The 23,838-nt window shown below is 58.3% G+C and carries 13 protein-coding genes; 3 read left to right on the forward strand and 10 right to left on the reverse strand.

Translation table 11 applies throughout. The features are described 5' to 3' along the window. Complete coding sequence (locus OHL13_RS02180) at positions 1–1,341, forward strand: sugar transferase (protein WP_263408472.1); 1,341 nt, start codon at positions 1–3, stop codon at positions 1,339–1,341. Positions 1,342–1,396: 55 nt separating this feature from the next. On the opposite strand, the gene OHL13_RS02185 is transcribed toward OHL13_RS02180, so the two are convergent. Continuing rightward, positions 1,397–6,616 carry a beta strand repeat-containing protein gene (locus OHL13_RS02185; protein WP_263408473.1) on the reverse strand — a complete coding sequence of 1,740 codons (5,220 nt, stop codon included), beginning with the start codon at positions 6,614–6,616 and terminating at the stop codon, positions 1,397–1,399. 438 nt (positions 6,617–7,054) lie between these two features. On the opposite strand from OHL13_RS02185, the gene OHL13_RS02190 reads away from it, so the two are divergent. Together OHL13_RS02190 and OHL13_RS02195 are read left to right on the forward strand one after the other, a co-directional pair. Beyond that, positions 7,055–7,618 (forward strand): serine O-acetyltransferase, encoded by a 564-nt coding sequence (locus OHL13_RS02190; protein WP_263408474.1) that lies wholly within the window; start codon positions 7,055–7,057, stop codon positions 7,616–7,618. Positions 7,619–7,698: 80 nt separating this feature from the next. Then, complete coding sequence (locus OHL13_RS02195; RefSeq protein ID WP_263408475.1) at positions 7,699–8,907, forward strand: glycosyltransferase family 4 protein; 1,209 nt, start codon at positions 7,699–7,701, stop codon at positions 8,905–8,907. Here the strand turns inward: OHL13_RS02195 and OHL13_RS02200 are convergent. The 9 genes from OHL13_RS02200 to OHL13_RS02240 form a co-directional block, all read right to left on the reverse strand. Beyond that, positions 8,887–10,482, reverse strand: coding sequence for an IPT/TIG domain-containing protein (locus OHL13_RS02200; RefSeq protein WP_263408476.1), 1,596 nt, complete (start codon positions 10,480–10,482; stop codon positions 8,887–8,889). The genes OHL13_RS02195 and OHL13_RS02200 overlap by 21 nt on opposite strands. Beyond that, positions 10,436–11,341, reverse strand: a complete 906-nt coding sequence (locus tag OHL13_RS02205; protein WP_263408477.1) for a polysaccharide deacetylase family protein — start codon at positions 11,339–11,341, stop codon at positions 10,436–10,438. Before OHL13_RS02205 ends, OHL13_RS02200 begins: the two co-directional genes overlap by 47 nt. A 199-nt stretch (positions 11,342–11,540) precedes the next feature. Further along, positions 11,541–12,722: a glycosyltransferase family 2 protein gene (locus OHL13_RS02210; protein ID WP_263408478.1), complete on the reverse strand. Its 1,182-nt coding sequence runs from the start codon at positions 12,720–12,722 to the stop codon at positions 11,541–11,543. After that, complete coding sequence (locus tag OHL13_RS02215; RefSeq protein ID WP_263408479.1) at positions 12,703–13,878, reverse strand: glycosyltransferase family 4 protein; 1,176 nt, start codon at positions 13,876–13,878, stop codon at positions 12,703–12,705. Before OHL13_RS02215 ends, OHL13_RS02210 begins: the two co-directional genes overlap by 20 nt. Before the next feature lie 5 nt (positions 13,879–13,883). Beyond that, positions 13,884–15,302: an O-antigen ligase family protein gene (locus OHL13_RS02220; RefSeq protein ID WP_263408480.1), complete on the reverse strand. Its 1,419-nt coding sequence runs from the start codon at positions 15,300–15,302 to the stop codon at positions 13,884–13,886. Beyond that, positions 15,299–16,843: a lipopolysaccharide biosynthesis protein gene (locus OHL13_RS02225; RefSeq protein ID WP_263408481.1), complete on the reverse strand. Its 1,545-nt coding sequence runs from the start codon at positions 16,841–16,843 to the stop codon at positions 15,299–15,301. Before OHL13_RS02225 ends, OHL13_RS02220 begins: the two co-directional genes overlap by 4 nt. Continuing rightward, complete coding sequence (locus tag OHL13_RS02230) at positions 16,840–18,744, reverse strand: DUF2079 domain-containing protein (protein ID WP_263408482.1); 1,905 nt, start codon at positions 18,742–18,744, stop codon at positions 16,840–16,842. Before OHL13_RS02230 ends, OHL13_RS02225 begins: the two co-directional genes overlap by 4 nt. Before the next feature lie 20 nt (positions 18,745–18,764). After that, entirely contained in the window at positions 18,765–22,979 is a 4,215-nt protein-coding gene (locus OHL13_RS02235; RefSeq protein WP_263408483.1) for a BACON domain-containing protein, read from the reverse strand. Between the two features lie 52 nt (positions 22,980–23,031). Continuing rightward, on the reverse strand, positions 23,032–23,838 hold the full coding sequence (locus OHL13_RS02240; RefSeq protein ID WP_263408484.1) for a tyrosine-protein kinase family protein: 807 nt from the start codon (positions 23,836–23,838) through the stop codon (positions 23,032–23,034).

The following is a 23,838-nucleotide window of genomic DNA, read 5'->3' on the forward strand; positions in this document are numbered from 1 at the left end:
ATGAAGATTTGCGGAAAAGCATTACCGCCGCGAGCGGCGCTACTGCTCTCACTGGACTTTGTTGTGCTGGTGATTGTAGCGCCGCTTCTTTTTATCCTTCCTCTGCTGGCGGAAGGAAGCGGCAGACCACTTGGCAGTATTATGCTGGGCCTGCTGCGCCTGATGCTGGCCGGCATTGCCTGCCAGGCTATCTTTTATTATCACGACCTGTACAACCTGCAAATTGTTCGTGTGCCGCGGGCAACGGTGATACAGGTGCTGCGCGCGTTCGCGGTGTTGTTCGTCCTGCTTGCCACGGGACTGCTTCTGCTGCCGGGCCTTACACCTGTGCTCTCGCGAGTGTTGCTGTTCTCGACCTTTCTGGCCATGGTTACCGTGGTATCGCGCAGACTTGCCCTGCCGCGAGCGCGTGAGCGCGTGCTGGTGATTGGTTCAGGCAGTGAAGCGGCGGAGTTGCAGCAGATCGTTCTCTCGAGCCCAGAATGGAATATGGAGGTGGCGCAGATTGCTCCTCCTTCCGGGCTTACGAGTCTGTTGCAGCGGGAGAAGGTTTTTGGAGATGCCTTCGACCGGATCATTGTTACGAATGTGAAGGCGCAGTCGGACGAAAACCTGGAGACACTGTTGAACTGCAAGATGACCGGCTTGCAGATTGAGGATGCGCAGGCTTTTTTTGAGAAGGCGACCGGGCGCGTGCGCGTCGACCACCTGAGCGCGGAGCAGTGCATCTTCTCAGACCGCTACAGCAACAGGCTGGGGAAAAGGTTTGCCAAACGGGTCTTTGACCTTGTGGTGGCTGGCTTGCTGCTGGTTGCCGTCAGCCCGGTGATCCTGCTGGTGGCAGTGGTGATTCGTTTGCGGAACGATGGCCCCGTGTTCTTCCGGCAGCAGCGGATTGGCTTGTTTGGGCGTCAGTTCAGCATTCTGAAGTTCAGAACCATGTCTCCCGTTGCCGCAGGGGAGAAGACCGGCTGGGCGGGCAAAGAGACGCACCGGATTACTCCGCTGGGGAAACATCTGCGCAAGTACCGTATTGATGAGCTGCCGCAGTTGCTGAATGTGCTGCGCGGCGAGATGAGCCTGATTGGCCCAAGGCCAGAGCAGCCGCACCTGTGCGATGTGCTGGAGGAGCAGGTTCCGTTTTATAAACATCGCCACTCGGTGCCGCCCGGTCTGACGGGATGGGCCCAGGTAAGGTACCACTATGGCTCAAGCATTGAAGAGTCAAAGCGCAAGCTGGAGTATGACCTTTTCTATGTGAAGCATCTGTCGTTGTGGCTGGACTGCGCGATTGCGCTGGAGACGGTGAAGGTGGTTCTGGTGGGCCGGGGAGCGGTGTAGCAAAAAAGAAAGGGGACGCAACGTGCGCGCCCCCTTGTTCGCAGAGAGTTCTTATTTACTGGTAAGCTCCCATCGACGGCTTGGAGCCTCGCGAGGTTCCTACGATATCGATGGTCGAGGTGTTGGAGGTTGTTCCCGCAGACTTTGCCGGTGAGCCTGACTGCAGGGAGAAGTTCGTGGTTGAAGTAAACAACGGATCGGCATTGATCGGGTTCGCGTCCCATGAAGGCGGCGCGCCTGCTCCATACCAGAGGTTGTACGATCCGCTAACATTGGTGGATCCCTTTTCAACGTAAGGCTGTGCGCTGGAAGGCTGCGAGCAGATGTTGTTGGTCAGATGCATGCCCGCGCCGCTGTAGACCACACCGAAACATCCGTTCTGATTGCCTTTGGTGTAAGCACCTGCGTCCACAACGGTGTTGTTGTAGACCTCGACGTTGCCGGTGGAAGTACCGGCAGCAGGATCGGAGTTGATGGCGATGCCTGCTTCGTTGGCAACTCCGTAGGGATTGTTGGCCAGGGCGGTATGCAGGACCAGGTTGTTGTAGATCTCTACCGTTCCCTGCGAAGGATTGACCGAGGCAAGCCCGATGCCGTCGCAGTAGCTGTTGGTCACGATGTTGTCGTGAATATGGAGATCGTACTGGTTGCTGCCCAGCGTGGCGTGGAACATGATGCCACGGCAGTAGCCCTTGAAATTCTGGCCGACGTTGTTCCAGCCGATGTCAGCGTGGTTGACGTTGCTGGAGAAGTAGACCGCGTGATAGGTCTTGTCGACGTTGCCACCGGTGTCGTGCACGTTGTTGCCGTGGAAGGCCCATGTCTCCGTGGGGTCCGTGGTTTCGCCGAGCACGCATGCGGTTCCACCCACGCCGGAAGGAGGCGCCGGGCAGGAGAGGCTGTTATTGATGATGCGGACGTTGCCTGCCTCGGCATCGATGGCAGAGACCTGTCCAACGATGTTGAGATTGGCGACGGTGATGTACTTCCCCCACCCCTTGACGCCGTTCGTCACGGAAGTGCTGCCGACGTTGACCGTGCCCCCGGGATAGCCCACGATGTTGAGCTGGCTGGTGGCGGAGGTTCCTCCGATGTCTGTGGAGATAGCTGCTTTATAGCTGCGTCCATCGTCGAAGGAGACGTCAGTCCCAGGCATCAGGTAGATGACGGTGTTTCGCACCGGCGAGGACGAGTCGCTGGAGGTGACGGAGTTGAAGGCGGCGCGCCATGTCTTGTAAGGCGAGGTGAAACTGCCCGTGTTGGTGTCCGCCCCGTTGGGCGATACGAAGACAATGTCCGTTGCCGTGACGGTGAAGGGCATGCCATTGGAAGAGAGACCGTTGACTGTAACGATGATGTTGCCGGTCTTCGCCGCGCTGCCAAGCTGCGCGATGATGACGGTATCGCTCCAGGAGCAGAGGCTGCAGTTGGTGACCAGCGATCCACCAAGGCTGACGGTGCTGCTGCCCTGGGTCGCGCCGAAGTTGCTGCCGAAGATGCGAACGTAGACTCCGTTGCCGGTGTCACCGCCCGTACCGCTGCCGACGTTGATGTCGGTGTAGTTGATGTGCGGTCCGCCGGATGAGCCGGAGATCGGTGCAGCATTGATGGTCAGAGTCACTGTGCCGGTTTTGGATGCCGCAGGACTGCTGGAGTCAGTCGCCTGGATAGACAGTGTGGTTATTCCAGCAGCCGTTGGCGTACCGCTGAGCGAGCAGTTGCTCAGCGTAAGTCCAGCTGGAACCGTACCGCTGCTCAGGGAGCAGGTGTAAGGAGCCGTACCGCCGCTGACGCCAATGGTTCCGGTGTAAGCCGTGCCGACGGTTCCAGCCGACGGTGAGGAAAGTGTGAGCGTAACAGTCGGGGCGGCGTTGACGGTGACTGCAATCATGCCCGTGGTGGAGTTCACCGGGGTTGCTGCATCGGTCGCTTTCACTGAAAGTGAGTAGGTGCCTGCCGTGGTGGGTGTTCCGGTGAGTGTGCAATTGCTGAGGGTGAGCCCCGGTACCGATCCGCTTGTGAGGGCGCAGGTGTAGGGTGCTGTTCCACCAGCGACGCCAATGGTTCCAGTGTAGGCGGAGCCGACAGTGGCCGTCGCGGTTGGAGCAGTAAGCGTGAGGTTGACGGCTGCAGCTCTGACGGTGACTGCAATGGTTCCTGTGGCGGAGTTCGCTGGGGTTGCGGCATCGGTCGCTCTGACGGAAAGTGAGTAGGTGCCTGCCGTGGTGGGTGTTCCGGTGAGTGTGCAATTGCTGAGGGCGAGCCCCGGTACCGATCCGCTCGCAAGGGCGCAGGCGTAGGGTGCTGTTCCACCAGCGACGCCAATGGTTCCGGTGTAAGCCGTACCGACAGTGGCTGTCGCGGTTGGAGCAGTAAGCGTGAGGTTGACGGCTGCAGCTCTGACGGTGACTGCAATGGTTCCTGTGGTGGAGTTTGCCGGAGTGGCCGCATCGGTCGCTCGCACGGAAAGCGAGTAGGTGCCAGCAGTCGTTGGTCTTCCGGTGAGTGTGCAATTGCTGAGCGAGAGCCCTGGTACCGATCCGCTTGCAAGCGAGCAGGTGTAAGGAGCTGTTCCGCCGCTGACGCCGATGATGCCAGCGTAGGCGGAGCCGACGGTTCCGGCCGACGGCGAAGAGAGTGTGAGCGTGACAGCCGGGGCGGCGTTGACAGTGACTGCAACCGTGCTCGTGATCGAGTTCGCTGGGGTTGCCGCATCTGTCGCTCTGACTGAGAGCGAGTAGGTACCTGCCGTGGTGGGTGTTCCGGTCAGGGTGCAATTGCTGAGGGTGAGCCCTGGTACCGATCCGCTTGCAAGCGAGCAGGTGTATGGAGCTGTTCCGCCGCTGACGCCGATGATGCCAGCGTAGGCGGAGCCGACGGTGGCTGTTGTGGTTGGGGCGGTCAGCGTGAGAGTGACGGGGATAACCGGCGTGGCGGCGATGGTGAACGGCACCGTTGCGATAGTTGTGTTTGCCGGGTTGGATGCGTCAGTCGCCTTGATGCTGAGATCGAAGGTTCCAGCGGCGACCGGTGTGCCGGTGATGACGCAGCCATTGAGCGTGAGGCCCGATGGCATGGCGCCGCTTGCGAGCGAGCAACTGTAGGGAGCGGTTCCTCCGCTGACCGCGATGGTTCCGGAGTAGATGGCGCCGGCTGTACCTGCTGGAGGGGCGGTCAGCGTCAAGGTGACGGGAGCCGCTGCAATGCTGAGCGTGACCGGGGCTGTGGTGGAGTTCGCCGGGCTGCTGGCGTCCGACGCACGGATGGCGAAGGTTGTATTGCCTGCGGCTGTTGGGGTTCCGCGCAGTGAGCAACCGGCGAGCGTCAGTCCGGCGGGTACGCTTCCGTTTGCCAGGGCGCAGGTGTAGGGAGAGGTGCCTCCGCTTACGCTGATGGTGCCGTTATAGGCAGCGCCTACGGTTCCTGAGGGGGGTGAGCTGATGGTCAGTGTGGCAGGTGGAGAGACTACGGTGAGTGTGACGGCCGAGGTGGCCGAGCCCGCTGGGCTGCTGGCATCCGTTGCCTTGATGACCAGGCTGCTGCTGCCGGTTACAGCAGTGACACCGGTGATGCCGCAGTTGTTCAGTGAGAGACCGGAGGGCAATGAGCCGCTGACGAGAGAGCAGGTATACGGAGCGCTGCCACCAGTGACTCCGATGGAGCCGTTGTATGCCTGGCCGGCGGTGACCGTTGCAGGCGAGGTGATGGAGAGCGTGGGTGCGACGTTTTCGACAACTACCGAGATTTTTCCGGAGCCCTTGCCTGCCGGTGTGGAGGAATCCGTTGCGCTTACGTCGAGAGCGAAGACGCCTGCAGTGGTGGGAGTTCCGCGAAGGGAGCAATTGCTAAGGCTGATGCCCTCGGGCAAGGAACCGCTGGTCAGGCTGCAGCTATAGGGAGCCGTGCCGCCGGTAACACCGATGGAGGCGGAGTAGCTGACACCTACGGTTGCAGAGGTGGGAGAGCTTACGGTGAGCGTGGGAGCCGCGTCCGCGATGGTGAGGCCAAGGCCGGCGCTGGAGACGGAGATACCGGCTGCGTCTGTTACACCCAGGACGAGTGTGGAGCTTCCGGCAGCGGTTGGTGTTCCAGCGATGTTGCAGCCGGAGAGAGCAAGACCGTTGGGGAGGGTGCCGGAACGGATGGAGCAGGTGTAAGGCGATGTGCCGCCAGCGGCGGTGATGGCCTGCGTGTAGGCTTTGCCGACGGTTCCGGAAGAGAGAGAGGTTGTGGTGACGCGCAGGGAAGACGGAGCGATGGTAAGCGTGATGGAGCCCGAGGTTGAGGCTCCCGTGGCGTCAGTCACCGTGACGGTAAAGCTGAAGCTTCCGGATGCGGTGGGTGTGCCGTTGATGGTGCAGCCGTTCAGGGCGAGCCCCGCTGGCAATGAGCCTGAAGCAACCGCGCAACGATACGGAGCCGTTCCGCCAGAGGTATTGATCGCGGAGGTGTATGCGACACCGACGGTGCCCGAGGCCAATGTGGTGGTGGTGATCTGCAGCGTGGGCTGGGCATTGGCGACTGTCATGGTGAGAGACGCCGTGGCCTGTGCGTTATTGCTGTCCGTGGCCTGTACCGAAACAGGGAAGGTTCCGGAGGCAGTGGGCATGCCGTGCAGAATGCCGGAGGAAGATACAACCGTGACGCCCGCAGGCAGCGAGCCGGAGACGATGCTCCAGGTGTAGGGAGCCGTTCCGCCCGTTGCCGTAAGCTGCGCAGCATAGGCGGATCCAACGGTCCCCTTGGGAAGTGAGGCTGTGACGACGCTCAGTTGCGTCGATGTGCCAGAGACGCGGATGCTCTTTTGCGTAAGAATGTTGGTCTTCGCATTGCTTGCGTCTGTGGTCTTGATCGTGAAGGTGAACATGCCGGCCGAGGAGGGGGTGCCGACTACCTTGCCGGCGGTGGAGTCAAAGGTAAGGCCAGTGGGAAGGCTGCCGGAAGCGACGGTCGACTGAACAGGATCAGAGCCGCCTGAAGTCGTGACAGCTCCTGTATACGGAACACCCACGGAGGCGGAATCGAGATTGGCCGCGACGGTCAACGCTGGATTTACAGTGACCGCGATCGACCCTGCATCGCCCGCGGTCACCATGCTGGCGTTGATGGTGGCGTGGAGCTGTGTGGCAACCGTTTGCGGCGCCGTGTACAGGATGGCGCCCGAACCTGGCGCAACGGAGCCGCAACTGCCGCTGGAGCAGCCTGTGCCGTTCACGCTCCAGGAGACATTCGCGACCGAGCTCGTCGGGATCTGGATGGATTGACCGGCGTTCAACGTGATGGCGGAGGTAGACGATGCCGCGCTGACCCTGGAACCCCAGCCACAACCGTTGAGGGGGAGAAGCAGGAGACTGATCGCTAAAAGTAAAAGCGGAAGTTCTACACGCTGTGAGCGGACGGAAATTGCGCCTGAGCGATCAGAGCAAATGAAGCAAATAGGGAATGCAAAACGCACGTGGGTGCTGTCTCCTGAACAAGAAGGTGCGGTCGATGACACAAGCGGTACTCGACTGGGTGAACTGTGTGCAAAGGATTGCAATCTTCGAGCCGCGGAGGGGGTAGCCGTAAATGCTTGATTCTTGGTTGAAGGTTTTGATGGAGGAGGAAGTTTTGTGGCCATAACAGGAAAAAATTTCCGACTTGCATGACCCTTTAGTGGAACCTGAAATGCTTCCTGACGAGGTGGAGGCCAGTTCACAGGCTGGGTTAGAACGTGTTCGCAGAGTTCAAAGAAGACCTGAAGCGCTACCGTGAGTTTGGTGAGTCATACCGCCGTATTGCATTGAATCCGGCGGTATGGTGCATCTTCTGGTATCGTCTTGGGCGCTGGATTTATCGGCCTGGCAGGAACCTGCTGGTGAGGGGTTTAGGCAAGCCGCTTCACCTTGCCGTGGCGACGGTGATGGAAGCGCTGATGCAGATGCGGCTGAATGTGCGCGCGGAGATTGGTCCGGGCCTTCTGATTGCGCATTGCGGCGGAATTACGTTGCACCCGGAAGTGGTGATCGGCAAACACTGCGACCTGGCGCACCATGTCACGTTGGGCACGCGGGGCGTTGGTTCAGTGGGTGCGCCAAGACTTGGTGACAACGTGTACATTGGCACGAATGCCGTGCTGATTGGACCCATCCTGGTTGGCGACGGCGCGCGCGTTGCAGCGAACTCGCTCGTGAACCGCGATGTGCCGGCCGGCGCGACGGTGATGGGGGTGCCTGCAGCGATTGTGAAGCGCCGCATGCAGCCGGAGGAGATGGCTGGCGCTGAGGTGAGCGTATGACGAGTGATGATCGACCTCTGATTCTGTTCGTTGCACCTTACTTCGCTCCGGCATGTCATGGCGGCGTAGTGCAGATTTACATGGGCCTGCTGACACGCCTGAAGCGTTACCGGGTTATCGTGGTGGCGGACATGGTGAATACCACCGAAGAAGCCGCGAAGGCGTGGGATGCGGCAGCCTGGCAACAACATGGCTTCACGGTCGAGCGTATAGGAGCTTTCGAATTTCACATGCGTGCGAAGGGCTGGCTCCACAGACTGGGCCCGATCGGCAACGCTCTTGGTCTGTTGCAGTTCCTGATGAAGGGGAGACGGCAGTGGGCAGAATTGCTGCGACGCTACAAGCCGGATGGTGTGATCTGCGGGGGAACATACTCGGCGGGTTGGCTCATGGACTCACTTCCAAGGCATACAGCTCTTATCAACTACATCCATGGGGAGGAGCTGACCATGCAGGTGAAACCCCGCATGTTGATGCCATGGATGCGGCGTTGGCAATTCCGGTGCCTTGAGCGCGCGGATATGAATCTGTCGGTCAGTAGCTATTCCGATCATCTGATACGGCAGTTGACACACGCTCCTGTAGAAACCTTGCGGATACTGCCAAACTTTATCGACCTGGAACGGTTTCATATTTCTGGCAGGCGGGAAGAGTTGCAGGCAAAGTATGGATGGACTGGAAGAACGGTTCTGCTCACCGTGGCCCGGCTTGAGAAGCGCAAGGGGATTGACCAGGTTTTACGGGCGCTTGCTTTGTTGAAGCAACAGGAGAAGCTGCCGGAGTCCTGGAGATATGCTATTGGAGGCCGCGGCGCAGAACAAAAGAGGCTTGCTCAACTGGTGAGCGATCTAGATATTGCATCGAGCGTAGAGTTTCTCGGGTTTGTTCCAGAGGAAGACCTTGCCGGTTTGTATGAAGCTGCGGATGTATTCGTGCAGCCGAACCGCGAGATTGATGGAGATACCGAGGGATTTGGCGTGGTCTTCCTGGAAGCGAATGCCTGCGGCTTACCGGTCATTGGTGGTGAAGCCGGCGGCACGGCAGACGCCATTGACAATGGCCGTACAGGATTTCGCGTCAATGGCGACTCGGTCCGCGAGATCGCCGATGCCATTGCAATTCTGATGGAGAATTGCGAACTGCGTCTGCGTCTGAGTCAGCAGGGAATGGAATGGGCTTCGAACTTCGATGTAAACCAGGCTGTGCTGCGGTTTGAGGATCTTCTGGATGAAGCCATGCATCATCATCGTTTGGCGGAAGCTCTTACCTCAGTAAGCGCCGATATCTGACCGGCGTCGTTCGTGCCCGGCAAGATTCCACTTCAGGTTCAACGCCGCGCCATTTCCAAGGGCAGGACTTCCGGGCATCGGATGAAAGTCTTCGTGTGCGGGATCGCGGAGCATTGGGTCAGCCACGGTAAAGCCATTCGGAGTGTGTTGCGCTGCCTTGCCACTCAGCCACCAGACCAGATTCGACTCCGCCAGCAGAGGAGCCGAGGTGCTGTTGGGAGAGAGGAGCGTTGCTCCCTGATCCTGAACCAGTAGATTGTTTCGTAAGCGGACCTGCTGATTAGGCGAGCCTTTCGAGAAGGCGAATGCTCCAGAATCTGTGTTGCGACGGTCGCCACAGCGATACAGGGTATTGTTATAGATCTCCACCGTGCCACTGCCGGGATCGCCGAAGTTGGAGCCACCCTGTACATAGATACACGTATAGTTGGAGCTCCCATCGGGAGGGTCTGGACCGCGCCCTACGTTGTAGAACAGATTGTTGTAGGCTTCGACGGGACCTTTGGATGGATCGACCGTGGCAAAGTTGATGCCGTCGCAGACAACGTCATGAATGACGTTGTCGTGAACATGCAGGTCGTACTGGTTACGGCCCGTGCCACGATCTGTGGGCGTGGAATGGAACTGGATTGCACGACATCCCAACACGTTGGAGATGGTGTTCCATCCAACCTCAATGTGATTGCTGTCAGTCGTGAAGTAAAGCGCGTGGTAGACCTTGGTCGTGCGCTGCGGCCCTACGTCATGAATAACATTGCCGAGGAAGGCGACCTGGGAGGTTTGCGAAAACTCGATGCACCCAGTGGGGCCGAAGCCATTCGGGCAGGTAAAGTCGTTGCCGACGATGCGCCAGTCGGTGGATGCGGTGACGTCAAGAGCCTCCTGGAAGCCAACGAAATGGATACCGCCGATGACCCAGTGATCGGAGGTTCGCTCGACGTTCGGTGTTCTGGCGGCAATACGAGGCGATCCGCTGGAGCCAATGCTTACATCAGCCCCGGGATAGGCCAGAAGTGCGATGGGACTGCCTGCCCGTCCACTGTTCATAAAATTGACGACAGCTTCGTATCGATCCAGCTCCATTGCATGGGTGCCGTCACGAAGATAAAGAATGTCGCCTGCCTTCAGATGTGAAAGTGTCTCGCTGAGCCTGTCGTGGGGCTTTGAGGGGAAGAAGAGGATTCGTCCGGGCCGAACGGTGAAGGGAATGGCATTGGAAGCCTGGCCGCCGGAACGATGCAGCACGATCTCACCCGAGCGGGTGCCCTGTCCAAGTTGAAACGTGACCTTGTGATCAGACCATAGGGGATACGCGGCCGCCTGCGCGTTACCGATAGTGATGTAGCCTGTGCTGTGGCTATCACCAAAGCTGCTGCCATAGAGGGTGACGAAGGCGCCCTGGTGATTCTCGCCTCCATCCGCAGGGCCGCTCTCCAGGTCGCTGAAAAAAATGCGCGGAGCAAGGGGCTGCGCGGAACCGTTGCCATGTTGCACCAGGGTAAAAAGAAGCAGGAGCGCAAGTGAAGGCTTAGTGCATGCCCGCGCGATAAGAGCGCCAATAGAGCGTATGTTCAAGGCTAATTTCATCGAAATTCCCATCCGGTGAGAGCAGCGAGCCATCCCAAAGATTCATGCGAGGGATGGCAAGCGAAGAACCTTTGTTGCGCCAGACTCCAGGTGCTGTCGTGAATCCAAAGCGATAGCCAGCGTTGTAGGCAGCTGCCTGCACCGTCGTGTTCACATCGCCGTTTGGATACGAGATCCAGGAGGTGTTTGCTGACTGGAATCCGAGTTCGCTGGCCAAGTCAGTGCGCGAGTTTGCAAGTTCGGTTGCGGCACTGCGGCCGCTGATGCGCGTCAATAAGGCATGCGTGCAGGTATGCGATGCGATCATGTGGCCCTGCCGCACCAGGGAACGCATCTGTTCCCAGGTCATAAGGCGTTCCCTGGGATCTTCACTGACCGCGCGAAGGCCGGGCTCGAGCCTGGACATGGACGTTTCGACAGAGGCGGCGATTTGAGCCGGGCTGAACTGTTTGAGCCAGCACAGCAGAGACTCTTCGTTGGGTAAAGAGAGCAGAGGATCCCTGCTACTGCTGCCTGACATTTGCAGGGAGCGGAGGAACGCTTGAAATAAGTCCATGCGTCCAGATTCGCGGGATCGATGCATAAGGCCCAGCACACGTTCCGGCCAGAAGGGCTCAACGCAGCCGCTGTATGCGGTTACGACAAAAAAGCATGCTTTCATTTCGAAAGCGGCCAGGTGGGGAGAGGCGACTTCGTAGTTGTCGGCCCAGCCATCATCGAAGGTAAGCAATACCTGGGGCAACCCGTTTCGCTTCGTACGTGTTTGCAGATCGGCGGGAGAAAGTACCTGCGTGTGTTCGCTGAGATATTTCAACAACGCGAGGAAGGCGCTTTCCCGCAGGACCATGCCGCGAGGCGACCGGCAAAGCTGCAGGTCACTATCCGGAACGACACGGTGCAGCGTAAGGACGATAACACCCTGTTGCTCCGCAATCTGACGTTGCGCCGTGCTGATCCGTCCAGTGGCTTTCAGAGTGCTGAGTCTTGCGCGACGCAGCCTTGAACGGAAGCCATTGCCGTGGTCGTGGAGAGCGCGATTTCCTGCATCAGGATGAGTGAGCATGTGATGCCTCGCGTTCCGGCTTCCAGGAGACGTAACGTTGTCCGCGAATGAACTGCAGCATGCCGGCCAATGCTGCGGCATTCAAAATGCAGAAGTAGAGAGGAAGCCGTAAAGTTTTGACGAGCCTGTTAGAGGGAAGTATCGCGGCAAGCAGGGCTGCTCCATAGAGCAGGCATTGGGCCACGAAGAGACCCCGGTAAAAAGGAAGTTGAACGAGCATCAGGGAGGACAGGAAGATGCCCGCGAGAAAGAACGGAACGCTGTAGCGCAGTAGCTTGTGCGAAAAAATCTGCAGAGCTATCCACGGATGTTTCCAGGGATTGAGCAAGGTACGAACGCTGCTGATGCCATGAAGAGCGCGTGCGATGACACGGACACGCATGGAGAACTCTTTGCGGGAGGTGGTGGTCGAGCTTTCCGAGGCAATCGCGCGTGGTTCCAGTTTGACCTTTGCGCCCTTCAGCAGGACGTGCAATGGCTCTACCAGATCACTGATGATGTTGCTTGCAAGAGGCGTGTACAAGGAGCGCCGTACTGCGTAGATGCAGCCGCAGCACCCGGTAATGCTGTCAATTTGCGACTGCATCTGGCGGATACGGTTGTCGTAGCCCGCATACGCCTGTGCGCCTGCTCCAGTGGGAGAGGTGGTTTCGGGATCGAAATAGCAGTAACGGCCTGAAACCGCGCCGACGAGAGGGGCTGCGAAGTTTCCGGCGAGATATTGCAATGCATCTGGATGATACTGCGTCGTCGCATCAGAAAAGACGATGATCTCTCCAGTTGCCTGCTGAACGGCAATGTTCTGCGCGTTTGTTTTGCCACCTTGGCGGGGAATGACCACCAGCTGAACGCCGCTATTTGAGAATGAGCGAACAATCTCAACAGTCTCGTCGCTTGAACCGTCAGATGCGACAAGGATCTGCAGTTTGCGCGGGGGATAGTTGAGGGCGAGACTTTCCGAGAGTTTCCGACGAATGTTTTTTGCTTCGTTATGCGCGCAGATCAGCAGCGTAATCGTAGGAGCAGTTGAAGGAGAGGGGAGAGAGTGCCTGCGAACTTTCGCGATGATCCATAGCAGCAAAGGATAGCCTGCATAGGTGTAAGCAATGAAGGCTACGCATAGCCAGAACGATACAGTGAGCACACTAAGCGGAGAGAAGTGCATCGTAAACCTCCGTGTGTTTCTTGGTCATCTGATCGATGGAAAATTCTTTCTCCACGCGCTGTCTTGCGGAGGTCGCGATGCGGTTTCGTTGCTCGGGATCGGAGAGCAACGTTGATATTCTGGCGGCCGCCTGGCTGTAGTCCTCGTTGGGCACAAGGTATCCGGTCGCGCCGTCGATTACAGCTTCAGAAGTACCGCCGACATCGGTTGCGACGACGGGGATCCGCGCGGCCATTGCTTCAATGACGACATTGGGGAACCCTTCCGTACGTGACAACAGGGCAAACACGTCGGACGCCAGCAAAAGAGAAGGAATTTCTTTTACACGTCCGAGGAAGAAGACGCAGGCTGACAAACCAAGAGCGTCCATACGCCGGCACAGATGGTTGTAATGCTCCAGGTCTGTCCAGTCGCCTGCAATCGCGAAGACAGTGTCTGGATATTCCCCGTGGACCAACGCTGCTGCCTCAAGGAAGATATCCAGGCCTTTCCATGGATTGATGTTCGAGATGGTTGTAACTAGAGGACCGTTTTCGGGGATGCCCAACATGCGGCGAACCTGCTGCCTGTTGATGGGTCGATCGTACGCTTCAAGCCGTACACCGTTATAGATGACCTGCATTCGTTCAGGTCGAACGGAGTCCTGCTGCTGATGCCAGTGGGCTACCCGCTGTGACACCGCAAGCACGCGGCTGTAGAGCGGCGTGCACAGTCTGTACAGAAGGGCGTGCTTGGTGGTGCGTAGCAGGCCCATATCGCGCCGGCTGGAACAAATGTGCCGGATGCCGGAAAGCTTGCAGATCAGGGCACCGAAAAGATCAGCACTTTCAAAATAGGTTTGTGCGAGAGTGATCTTTCTTTCGCGGATGATAGACCGCATCTTCCAGGCCACGGAGATGGCGCGCAGGGAAAAGCAGGAGCGAAGAGGCAGGATGATCAATTCGTCCGCGAGGGTATACGCCTCAGGACTGGGACTGTCACGAAAAGTGATCATAGTGATTCTGTAACCCTGCCGGGAGAGCTGACGTGCGAGTTCGAACATCATGCGCTCGGCCCCGCCCAACTCCGTGAGCTGGTCAATCACGAACAGAATGGAACGCGAGGAGCGTGCCACGGCAGATTCGTGTGGCGCCTCCAGGATGTCTTCCGGATACATGGTTGTCATTGAGGACATTGCGTCGTCTCTCCGCATGCAATGGCAGGTGTAACTCTGGCCCATGGAGCCACGCGTGGAGTCACGGCGGCCCGGGCATGCTGCGGCTGACGGCGGCTCTCCATCGCGAGAGAGGAGGCGCAAAACACGCAGCCAAGAAGTATCCAGAGGTTGGAGTCCACCTGGATAAACATCCATCGGTCTCCAAAGAAGTTGACGATAGCCGCAGTGAGAATCAGGCCAGCGTATCCAAGCCCCAGAAGTGAGAGGAAAGATTCCCGTCCGCGGGTGAAGAGTTGTAACCCTTCTTTGAAGAGGAGGAAGAGTTGCACGACGAAAAGAACGAGTCCGACCAGACCGGTCTCGACAAGCATCTTCAAATAGAAGTTGTGTGTGTCTTTGTAGGACCCGACGCGGCTGAGTTCGGCATAGGTAAGGAAACCGGTGCCGATGACGGGGTTCTGTCTGAACAGGCCCATGGCATCGGTCCATAGCATCACGCGCTCCTGCGCGGATGCGTCCAGTTCTGCCGCCATGCCGTCATTTGGCTTTGAATAGGTCATGGCAATACGTTCCTGGACTGCTGCCGGGAGAATGGCCTGCCAACATACCACTAGTAGAAGGATTGGAATGAAGAGCCATCGAACCTTCACTACAGCAAGAAAACATAGAGCCACGGCAAGGGCGAGGTAGGCTTCCCGCGAGTAAGAGAAGAGGATACAGATCGTGTTCGCAGCCGCAACAAGAAGTGCGAAGAGACGAAGCCACTGGTGCTTTCTGAGAGCGAGCATGGGCAGCACGAATGCGGTTGTCTCTACAAGGTACGAGGCAAGTCCGTTTTCGCCGGCGTAACCCAATGGACCTGCGTCGCGGGTTTCTTCAGAGTAGTGACCGAAGTCGCGGCCCAGAGAGCTCTTCAGATAGCTATAGTCGACAGCGAGCGCGGTAATGCCGCATAGAACCAGGATTGTCGCAATCTGCTTCCTGGTGCGAATGACACGGACCACCGCAAACGCAAGCAGCGGCATGACGACGAAGTTTTTGTAGTCGACCAGCCGGGGATCGGAGATCCAGACTGGCAGGCTTCCGCCAAGGTAGAAGGCTCCACGCCAAAGTGAGGCAAGGTAGAAAATCGATAGCAGTACGAGGAACCCTGCTGTCGCAGAACGATACGCGAGCTTACCGTTGGAGCGTATGACGCTGCCGGTCAGAACGCATAGGATGAGGATATCCACGATATTGGCGCCGAGCGGGAACGCATGCAGATGGTAGCGCGTGGTTTGCAGGGGCAGGAGAACCGCAAGCAGGTAGATGCCGATCTCTGAACGCCACGCGAGCGTAAGCATTGCTCCAACCGCGACAACGGCGTACAGGCCAATGGCACGGATACTGGTGGTGGCAACTGGTTCCAGTTGAGCGAGCATCATTGGGAGACTCCTTTGCTGACCGTGGATTCGTACTCATCGAGGGAGGCGATGCCTGGAACGGCGCTGTGCACCGGCCTCGTTTTTCCGATCCGCCGCCATGCAAGGTGAACGGCGGCGCGGAAATCTGAAGAGATGGCCGCCATGCCGAGGAAAAAGATGGTGGTGTATCCGGCGCTGCGTACCAGAAGAGAAGTAATCGGCAGCGCGGTGTGCAGCAGAGAGGGCAGAGGGTATGCGAGCAGCGTAGCAACCACTGCGCTGAGCACAAGAGAAAAACGTGGCGTGAGCGGAAGAATACGATGGTTGACTACGACGAGAGCGGCAACCATGACCGCATAGCTCAGAAGCGTGGCGAATGCGGCGCCAGTGAGCTGAAAGCGCGGAACCCAGTAAAGATTGGCGACAATGTTGATAGCCGCGGAAGCCACGGCAATGACGGCCAGCATGGCGGTCCGTTTTTCAAGAATGAGACCGACATTGAAGAAGATATGGAGCGCGTAGACCATCAGCGCCGGAATCAGGATGGAGAGCAGTCGCTCCGCTCCCGCGAATCGCATAGATGCCAGAACGATGAGTGCTTCGCGTGAGCAGAGTGCGGCTGCGCCTGAGAGGAACAAAGCTGCAACGATGAACCAGGATAGCGTTTTGGAGAGGAATCGCTGCGTCGCCTCGCGTCCTTCTTCATTCCACAAACGCATGTAGATCGGAAAGATAGCAAGATTCAGAGGCGTCATGACGGTGTCCTGCAGGTAGCCGGAGACGCCATAAGCGGCGGAGTAGAGGCCGAGCTGGTGATCGCCCAGGAACCGTTGCACGATGAGTCTGTCGCCGGAGTCGAGCGCCAGGCTGGAAAGTTCATAGACGATGAGTGGTGCGCCGAAGGTCAACGACTCACGGATCAGCGTCCAGTCAACGGCGGAGAGGCTAATCAATCCGCGCCGCAGGAATCCGAAGAGTTGCAGTGCAATGACGGCGCACTCGCTTACCAGGACGCCCAGAAGTACGGCGAAGGCCTGATGCAGCCCGGCGATTGCGAGATAGGCATAGGCAACGATCGTCGCTGACTTGGTCGCGACTTCGATGATGGTGTGGAAGCGGCTCTTGCCTTCGTTTCTAAGGAAGCTCAGAAGGATGGATTGCAGCGTGCGCAGAAAAACGACAACCGGTGCAACCAGCAGGCAGCGGTAGAGCAGGACATCGCCATGAAAGATCGGTGTGTACACGATCAAGAGGTAGTAAAGCAGCGACACAAGGATCGCGATGCAGGACGGACAGATGAGGAGCGTTGAATAGAAACGCTTTTGTTCCGGCTCACCGGCTGTGCCGCCCTTGAAGAATCGTGCCGCTGAATACTGCAGTCCGCATTTTGAGAGAACGACCAGCAGAAGCGTGATGCGGAGGGTAAGCGAAAGCACTCCATACTCGCTTACCGAAAGCAGCCGCGTGAGCAGGGGAAAGGTGATGAATCCCAGCAGGATCAGTGATCCTCGACCGACCAGGTAGTTGGTCATGTCTTTGAACAGAGAAGGCCGTGAGTTCATCGTACCCCCTGGGGAAAGCAACCCTGCTCGTGAACGCTTGCGTTTTGAAGCACGGTGAACTGCGATGTTTTGTAGATCGTATGAAAGGCAGGATCGGCGGGAGCGTTCAGAAGAAGATCTTCATAAGCGGACCGATACTCTCCAGCGGCATTGATATGGGACCAGTCGTTGTCGAGGATCAGGTATTCATACACCGGGTGGTGGTACTGGGAAAGACGGTGCGTCTGGTAAAGGCAATCGCGATTGGCCAATGCGGGCAGCAGATATCGGGGCGCGGCCACTGAAGCGTCGCCGGGAATCAGGCTGGCCACATGATAGGCCTCGCTGGTCCAGGGCTTATTGCGCAGCTCTTCTGCCTGCTCCTTATCGGTAACAAACAGGAGACTGGCAACGCACAGCGCGATGTAGACGGCGGGGGCGGCGCGTTCGCTCCGAATACCGAGACGCGAGAGACGTCCAAGCAGGCCGCGCGAATGTACGGAGGCCAGCAAAGCACTGACGAAGAGCAGGGTGGCCGGAATGACGGAGTACTGCGCGTAGATCACGGTCGTGATGCACTTGCCTGCGCCAGCCAGAAGATTGATTCCTAAAAATGGAAATGAAGTGACCGCCAATGCGCTGCCAAAGGGGAGAATCAGTGCGTTCGGCGTGAGGAGTTCTTTCAGGTACACGATGTTACCGTGGGCCAGAACCGTAGTTTGCGGGCTGGTGCAAACATGCACCAGCATCTCTGCAGGTGTTTTGCCCAGGTGGCTGAAGCAGGCATCGGTAACAAACGACGCTCCGTGCAATGCGTGGGGAAGCACGACGAAATAGGAAAAGAGAGCCCAGGCGGAACCGGCAAGGAAGGGAAGAAGTATCCAGCGGAAGGTTTTTCTCTGCAGCAGAGCGACGATGGCGATGGAGACCGCGAACAGTGCTAGGTCCTCTCTTACAGCCAGCGTGAAAGCCAAGGCAACACAGAATGGGAGAAAGCGGGACTGAAGATAGTAATAGACCGTAAAAAGAAGCGGGAGTGCGACAAAGCTCAACGGGTAGAAATCAAAGGTTGATTGGTAAAAGATAGTTGGCACCAGAATGAAAGCGACGGACCAGAGACGGGCCGTGCCTTCATTGGTGTAGGTGCGGGCGATTTTGTATGCAGGATACGCACAGGACAGCATGACGGCATTCCGCAGAACGATGAGTGTTACCGGACTGGGATGCAACGCGTAGAACGGAAGAAAGAGAAACATAATGGGCGAGTTGTGCCCGGCAAAATCCGTGGTTACCGGATAGGAGTAAAGCAAGTCCTGCAGCAGCGATCCCCAGAAGAGATGACCGTGCAGAGTTGTGTGCATGATCTGCGCGAAGTAAGCGAGATCCTGCCCCACATAACCGAAGACATAAAGCTTGCGAAGAGCGAGGGTGGTAAGAGCAACGAACAGGGAGACAGCCGTTATGACGGGCCACATGGTGCGTCGTGCCGACCAGCTGTGGCTGCCTGCTGCTTCACGCCGGCAGATGGAATAGAGTGCAAGCCACAGACCTGAGAGTGCGGCAAACAGAAGAAACGAGCGAAGCATGGGCGGCCGAAGGCGGGCCGTGTATTCCGGGAGAAACAGGAAGAGAAGAGCATATGCCAGGGAGCACTTTGCCAGTTCCTGCCGCAGAACACGGGATCCGCTGCCGTCTAGCATGGCAACCATGCGCGATGCGATGGAGAAGAAGGCCGAGGCGGCCACAAAAACGATGACTGCTATCGCCATGCCGCGAGCGCCCAGGGGACGGAAGAAGGCAAGCCAGCTCCACCCCGAGATTGCGGCGGCCCCCAGACCGATGGACACGCTGGCCCATCGGCCTTGGAGGTGCTTCGGGTTGTCCTGCCCATATCGAGCTGAAACAGGTACAAACGTTGACATGTGACTCGCCTCTTGTTGTCTTACTGCTGCACGCTGACGTTCGCGAAGCTGATGGGCTGCGACGAGACATCAAGGGCGATGGCGCCAGAGGTAAGTGCACTGTCAGAGGCTGAGATGATCAGCGTGCTGTCGTAGTACACCATGATCTGGTTGCCGACAAACTGCAGGCGGACCGTATGCTTCGCGGTATCCAGCAGCAGGGTGGGCGACTGGCCCAGCAACGTCAGACCGGGGCTGTCAATAGCCCAGGCCGCGGTGCGGAACAGCTTGATGGCGTTGTCTGCCGGGTAGAGCCAGACAGCGTAGGAAGCTCCGGTGGTGAGATTGACGCGGCCACGAAGGCCACCAGGGTAATTGGAGCGATTCGCCAGCGTGATGTCTGCCGAGACGGTGTAGTCCGTCCAGCTTCCGCTACCGGCGTACTGCTGCGTATGTCCTCCGCCGTTGTAGTTGAACGATCCTCCGGAAACAGTCCAGTTTGAAGCGAGACCGAGCGGAGAGGCTGTCCATTGCGATGAGCCCGATGCAAACTGGTCGCTGAAGAGCTGGCTGCCGAGATGTACCGTTACCGGGACTGTCAGAGAACTGGATGCATTGGTCGAACTTAGCGTGACGTTGGCCGCGATGTTACCCGCGGACAGCGCAGCGGTTGATGGTGTGAGAGTGAGTGTTCCAGGAGCACTGGAAGATGCAGGGGAAGGAACCAGCCATGAACTGTTGCTGGTTGCTGTCCACGGCATGGATCCGGTTCCTGTGTTTGTGACCGAGACCGTTACCGGTGAAGGCGAAGATCCTGTCGGGCTGAAGAGATACAGGCTCGACGGAGTCGCGCTGATGGTTGCGGTTGGCAAGGATGTGACCGTGAGCGAGACCGGGATCAGGACGGGCGATCCGCTCGACGGAGTCAGTGTCAGAGTTCCGGAGTAGCTGCCGGCGGAGAGGCTGGCGGCGCTTGCCGTAACAGAGATCGTTGCCGGTGTGGAGGTCCCTTGTGTGGGGCTTGCCGTCAGCCATGCAGGGTTCGAGGAAGCGATCCACGAGACGCTGCTGGGCGACGAGGTAAGTGCAACGGACTGGGCGGCGGCTGTTGCGCCAGGCGTGGTGCTGAAGCTGAGTGTGCTGGGCGAGGCCGAGACCGTTCCCTGCGGGGCGACTGCATTCGTGATGACGACGCTGTTGTAGTTGACGATCTGGTTGGATGGGTCAAGCGCGACCAGGCCAGAGGTATAGGTCGAGTCTGTAGAGGAGAACAGCTTCGTGCCATCGTAGTAGACCGAGATGGTGCTGCCACGGAACGAGAGCATGAAGGTGTGTGCATTCGCGTCAAACAGCAGGGAGTTATAGCTGCCGATCAGTGTGTAGCCGTTGGAGATGTTCCAGTTGACGACCTTGAACAGGTTGACGGTATGATCCGCTGGATAGAACCAGAGCGCATAGCCGGAACCATCGACCGGGTTGACGCGACCGCGAATGCCGCCAGGATAGTTAGAGACGGGCATGCTCATGTTGATCGACAGGTCGTAGTCGGTCCATCCGGCATTGCCAGCGTAGAGCGGTGCGATGCCGCCGCCGTTATAGCGCAGCGCGCTGCCCGTTGAAGACCAGTTGGACAATCCACCGAGAGGAGAGATCGTCCATCCGCTCAGGCTCGCGGTGGAGAGGGTGACGGGAGGCGTCAGCACCTCAAAGGTGACCGGAACGGAAACCGAGAGTGCCGGGCTGGTAGAGCTTACAGTGACTGTACCGCTGTAGATTCCCGCGGCAAGCGAACCGGCCTTGACTGAGACATTCAGTGTGCCCGGGGTTCCACCGGTTGCGGGAGAGACAGTCAGCCATGAAGCATTGCTGCTTGCGCTCCAGTTGACGTTGGTACCACTTGGATTTGTGATAGCAAGCGCCTGCGTTGTGGTAGTGGTCGTTCCCGCGTTCTGGCTGAACGAGAGCGAGGCTGGGGTGGCGACCAGGGAGGGATTGCTGGGAGTGACGGTGAGGGAGACAGCCACTGTCTTCGGGCTTCCCGCAGCGGTGGTCGAGGTGAAGGTGAGTGTACCGCTATAGGATCCGGCGGCCAGGCTTGCACTGTTGACCGAGACCGTGACGGTGTTCGTGCCCGCGGCACCGCTGGCCGGAGAGGCACTGAGCCATGCCGCATTGCTCGTGGCGGTCCAACTGTAGGTTCCGGAACCCAGGTTGGCCACGGTAACCGTTTTCGAGGCAGGCGACGATCCACTTGAGGTGGAGAAGCTCAGCGTAACCGGCGAGACCTGCATGGTGGCCGGTTGCGTGTTGGTGAAGGTGTAGGTTCCACCATTGCTGAAGCCTGGGACAGAGAGCAATTGGCCTTCGTCGTCCCCGTAGAAGATATAGCTCTTCGTCGGCACCAGGGCCCCATCAGCCGTTGTTGCGGATCCTGTGAAGTTCAGTGTGATCGTCGACGCTGTGACTGTGCCGCTCTTCAACAGAGAGTGGTTGCGGGCACGCAGGTAGTCACCCATGCCGTCCATGTACTGGTGAGTACCCTTGTTGGTGCTGAACCACTGCGACAGTTGCGAAATAAATGATTGGCGATCGGAGGTTGTGCTGAACTCGAGATTCCCGCCATCGTGGGTATAGATCTGGACAGGCATCATGCCCGACCAGAAGTGCCACATGTAGTACTCCCACTGGTTCAGGCTTTGTGCGACAGTGTACCCGTTGTTGGTGCTTGGCCACGCTGCATCTACGCGCGAGAAGCGACCGCCGGAGAGACCCACCTGCGATGCAAAGGCAAAGAATGTCTGGGCAGGCTTCCCGGCAACACTGTGAACCACCATGTCATCTGCATAGAAGAAAGGAAAAGTTTCTTCATAATCGACGGGATAGACCGGAGTCTGTTCGTAGATGCGGAATGGTCCGTAGGGAATACGTTGCGCGGTTGTCTTCGGATAGTCGAAATAGTAAGCGCCGGGATTCTGCGGCGTCGTAATGTAGCGGATTCCCAGGCTGTTCCACATTTCATAGCCGGAGTTGTCCGAGATGTCCCAGTAATGCGCCACCATGGAACGTCCGAAGGCGGGGAAGGTGTCCGTCCCGCCCTGGCCCAGCTTCCATTGCAGTGCGGATGCGACATTGGCCTGCCATTGCGCATCGGTATTGGGAGTGGTCAGGTTCCAATACAGATCGCCGCCAGAGCCGTAGGCGAGTCCATGGGGCGTTGCATGCATGTTGCCCGCGTTGACCGCGGTGATCATCTGGGCGCGTTCTCCGCCAGCGGTCGCCAGCGAGCTGAGCTGCATGTTGAGCTGCAGCTTCCATGGTCCTCCGGTTCCGTCGGAGGCGGTCGTGCCGGTCAGGCTCGTATTCCAGGTGTCAGGAATGCGGGACATGATGCCCGGCTCGTTATCGTCCATTTGAATGGCGGCGATGCGCGGGTAACCTCTCAGTACGAACGGCTTGCGGGCTGCCCATACGATGCTGCGCCAGAACAGGTCATCCACGCCCTGAACGAAACCGAAGCGGTCCGCGTGCAGGTAGTCGTAGGTTGTGAAGTCGACGATGCGGCCCTGGCCATAGGTGCTGGTAAGGATCAGAGGATCGGTGCCAAGTTCCGCTACAACCGTTCCCGTGGCGCCTGTAAGAAGCGTCGCATTGGAAGGAATCGTTGTTGTACCGTTGCCGTGGTAGTTGTACGTAATGTCACCGGCTGGATCGTTGAGCCAGTGACGCTGCAGCGCAGCGATATAGTGCGGCGTGGCTCCACCCACCTGGACCGCCGCGGGAATTACAATGCTTGTCTGTCCCGCACCGAGCGTTGCGCCTGTGGCATGGAACATCGTAAGAATGTGGTTCTGCGTGCCAATGGATTGGTCGCTATCAAGGTTCATAAATCCGGAGCCGTTGGCTACGGCCGTCATGATGGCACTTTGCCATGCGGCGCTCGGATTCAGACCGTTGTGGCCGGCGATGATCAGCTGCGACGCGGTCAGGTCAGTAGCCGATGTCTGGCTGATATCAATGACTTTGTACGGCACCTGCAGATGAACCAGATATCGTTCCGGCCCCATCTGGTACGAGCCGGGACTTGTGCTGCTGGTGTTATAGCCGGTTGAAACCGATGAATTGACCAGTACGACCACAGTAAGATCCTGGCTCTGCGCTTGCGCATACGGAGCCAGCATCCATGCAAAGGCAAAGATTATTCCGCAAATGACCAGGAGGCGGAGATAACGAGAAGGTGAGGTGTACATAGTTTTCATGTCGGTTCCTTAGCGTGGCGATTTCAAAAAGCAGTAACTTCGGTTCAACTCCTTAGCGGTAGCCGTAGCCATACTCGCTGGAAATTGAGACATCGTTGTAGATCAGGAAGTTCAAACGTTCTCCCAGGTGGTCTACGGCGCGTTCCAGCATGGCGCGCGGTGTGCCTCGTTCGCGGACCACCATCAGGACCAGGTCAACCTGGGGTACCAGTTCTTCAACATCCGAGACAGCCAGCACGGGTGGTCCATCGATGACCACCCATGAAAAGGTCTGGCGGGCCCAGCACATCAGGTCCAGCAGGGCCTGAGAGCGCAGCAGTTTCACAGGCCTGGGAGCAGGCTTGTCGAGCCCGAGATAGAACATGGGAACATCGCCAAGACGCCGCACCGCCGAAAAGGCCGTGGCTTCTCCGGTAAGCACGTCGACCAGGCTTGAAGGCGGACGGCTGGGAATGTAGCGGCTCTGGCTGGGGCGGCGCATATCAAGCTCCAGCAGGAGCGTGCTGTTGCCTGCTTCAGCCAGAGCCCATGCCAGGTTGTGTGCATTCAGGCTTTTGCCATCTCCTGCTCCGGGGCTGGTCATCAACACCGCTCCACCATTCGGACGAAGGTTGCAAAGCCGGCGCTGCATCAGACGAAACTGCTCCGCCGCGACTCCGTACGGATCAGACTCAAAGATGGAGACTTCCTGCTTCTTATCGCCTGCCGGGCGGTCGAGCCTCGGGATGCCCTCGAGGCCAAAGGCGGAGCCGAACAGAGGATCGTCAATGCTCGCGCTGACAAGATCAGTTTTTGGAATAAGGGGATGTATGCCGCTGCTGCGCTGGTTGGTTTCGGCTTTGAGAGAGAGAGAAATCAT

Origin of the sequence: Terriglobus tenax (genome assembly GCF_025685395.1) — a bacterium.
GTDB classification, from domain to species: Bacteria; Acidobacteriota; Terriglobia; order Terriglobales; family Acidobacteriaceae; genus Terriglobus; species Terriglobus tenax.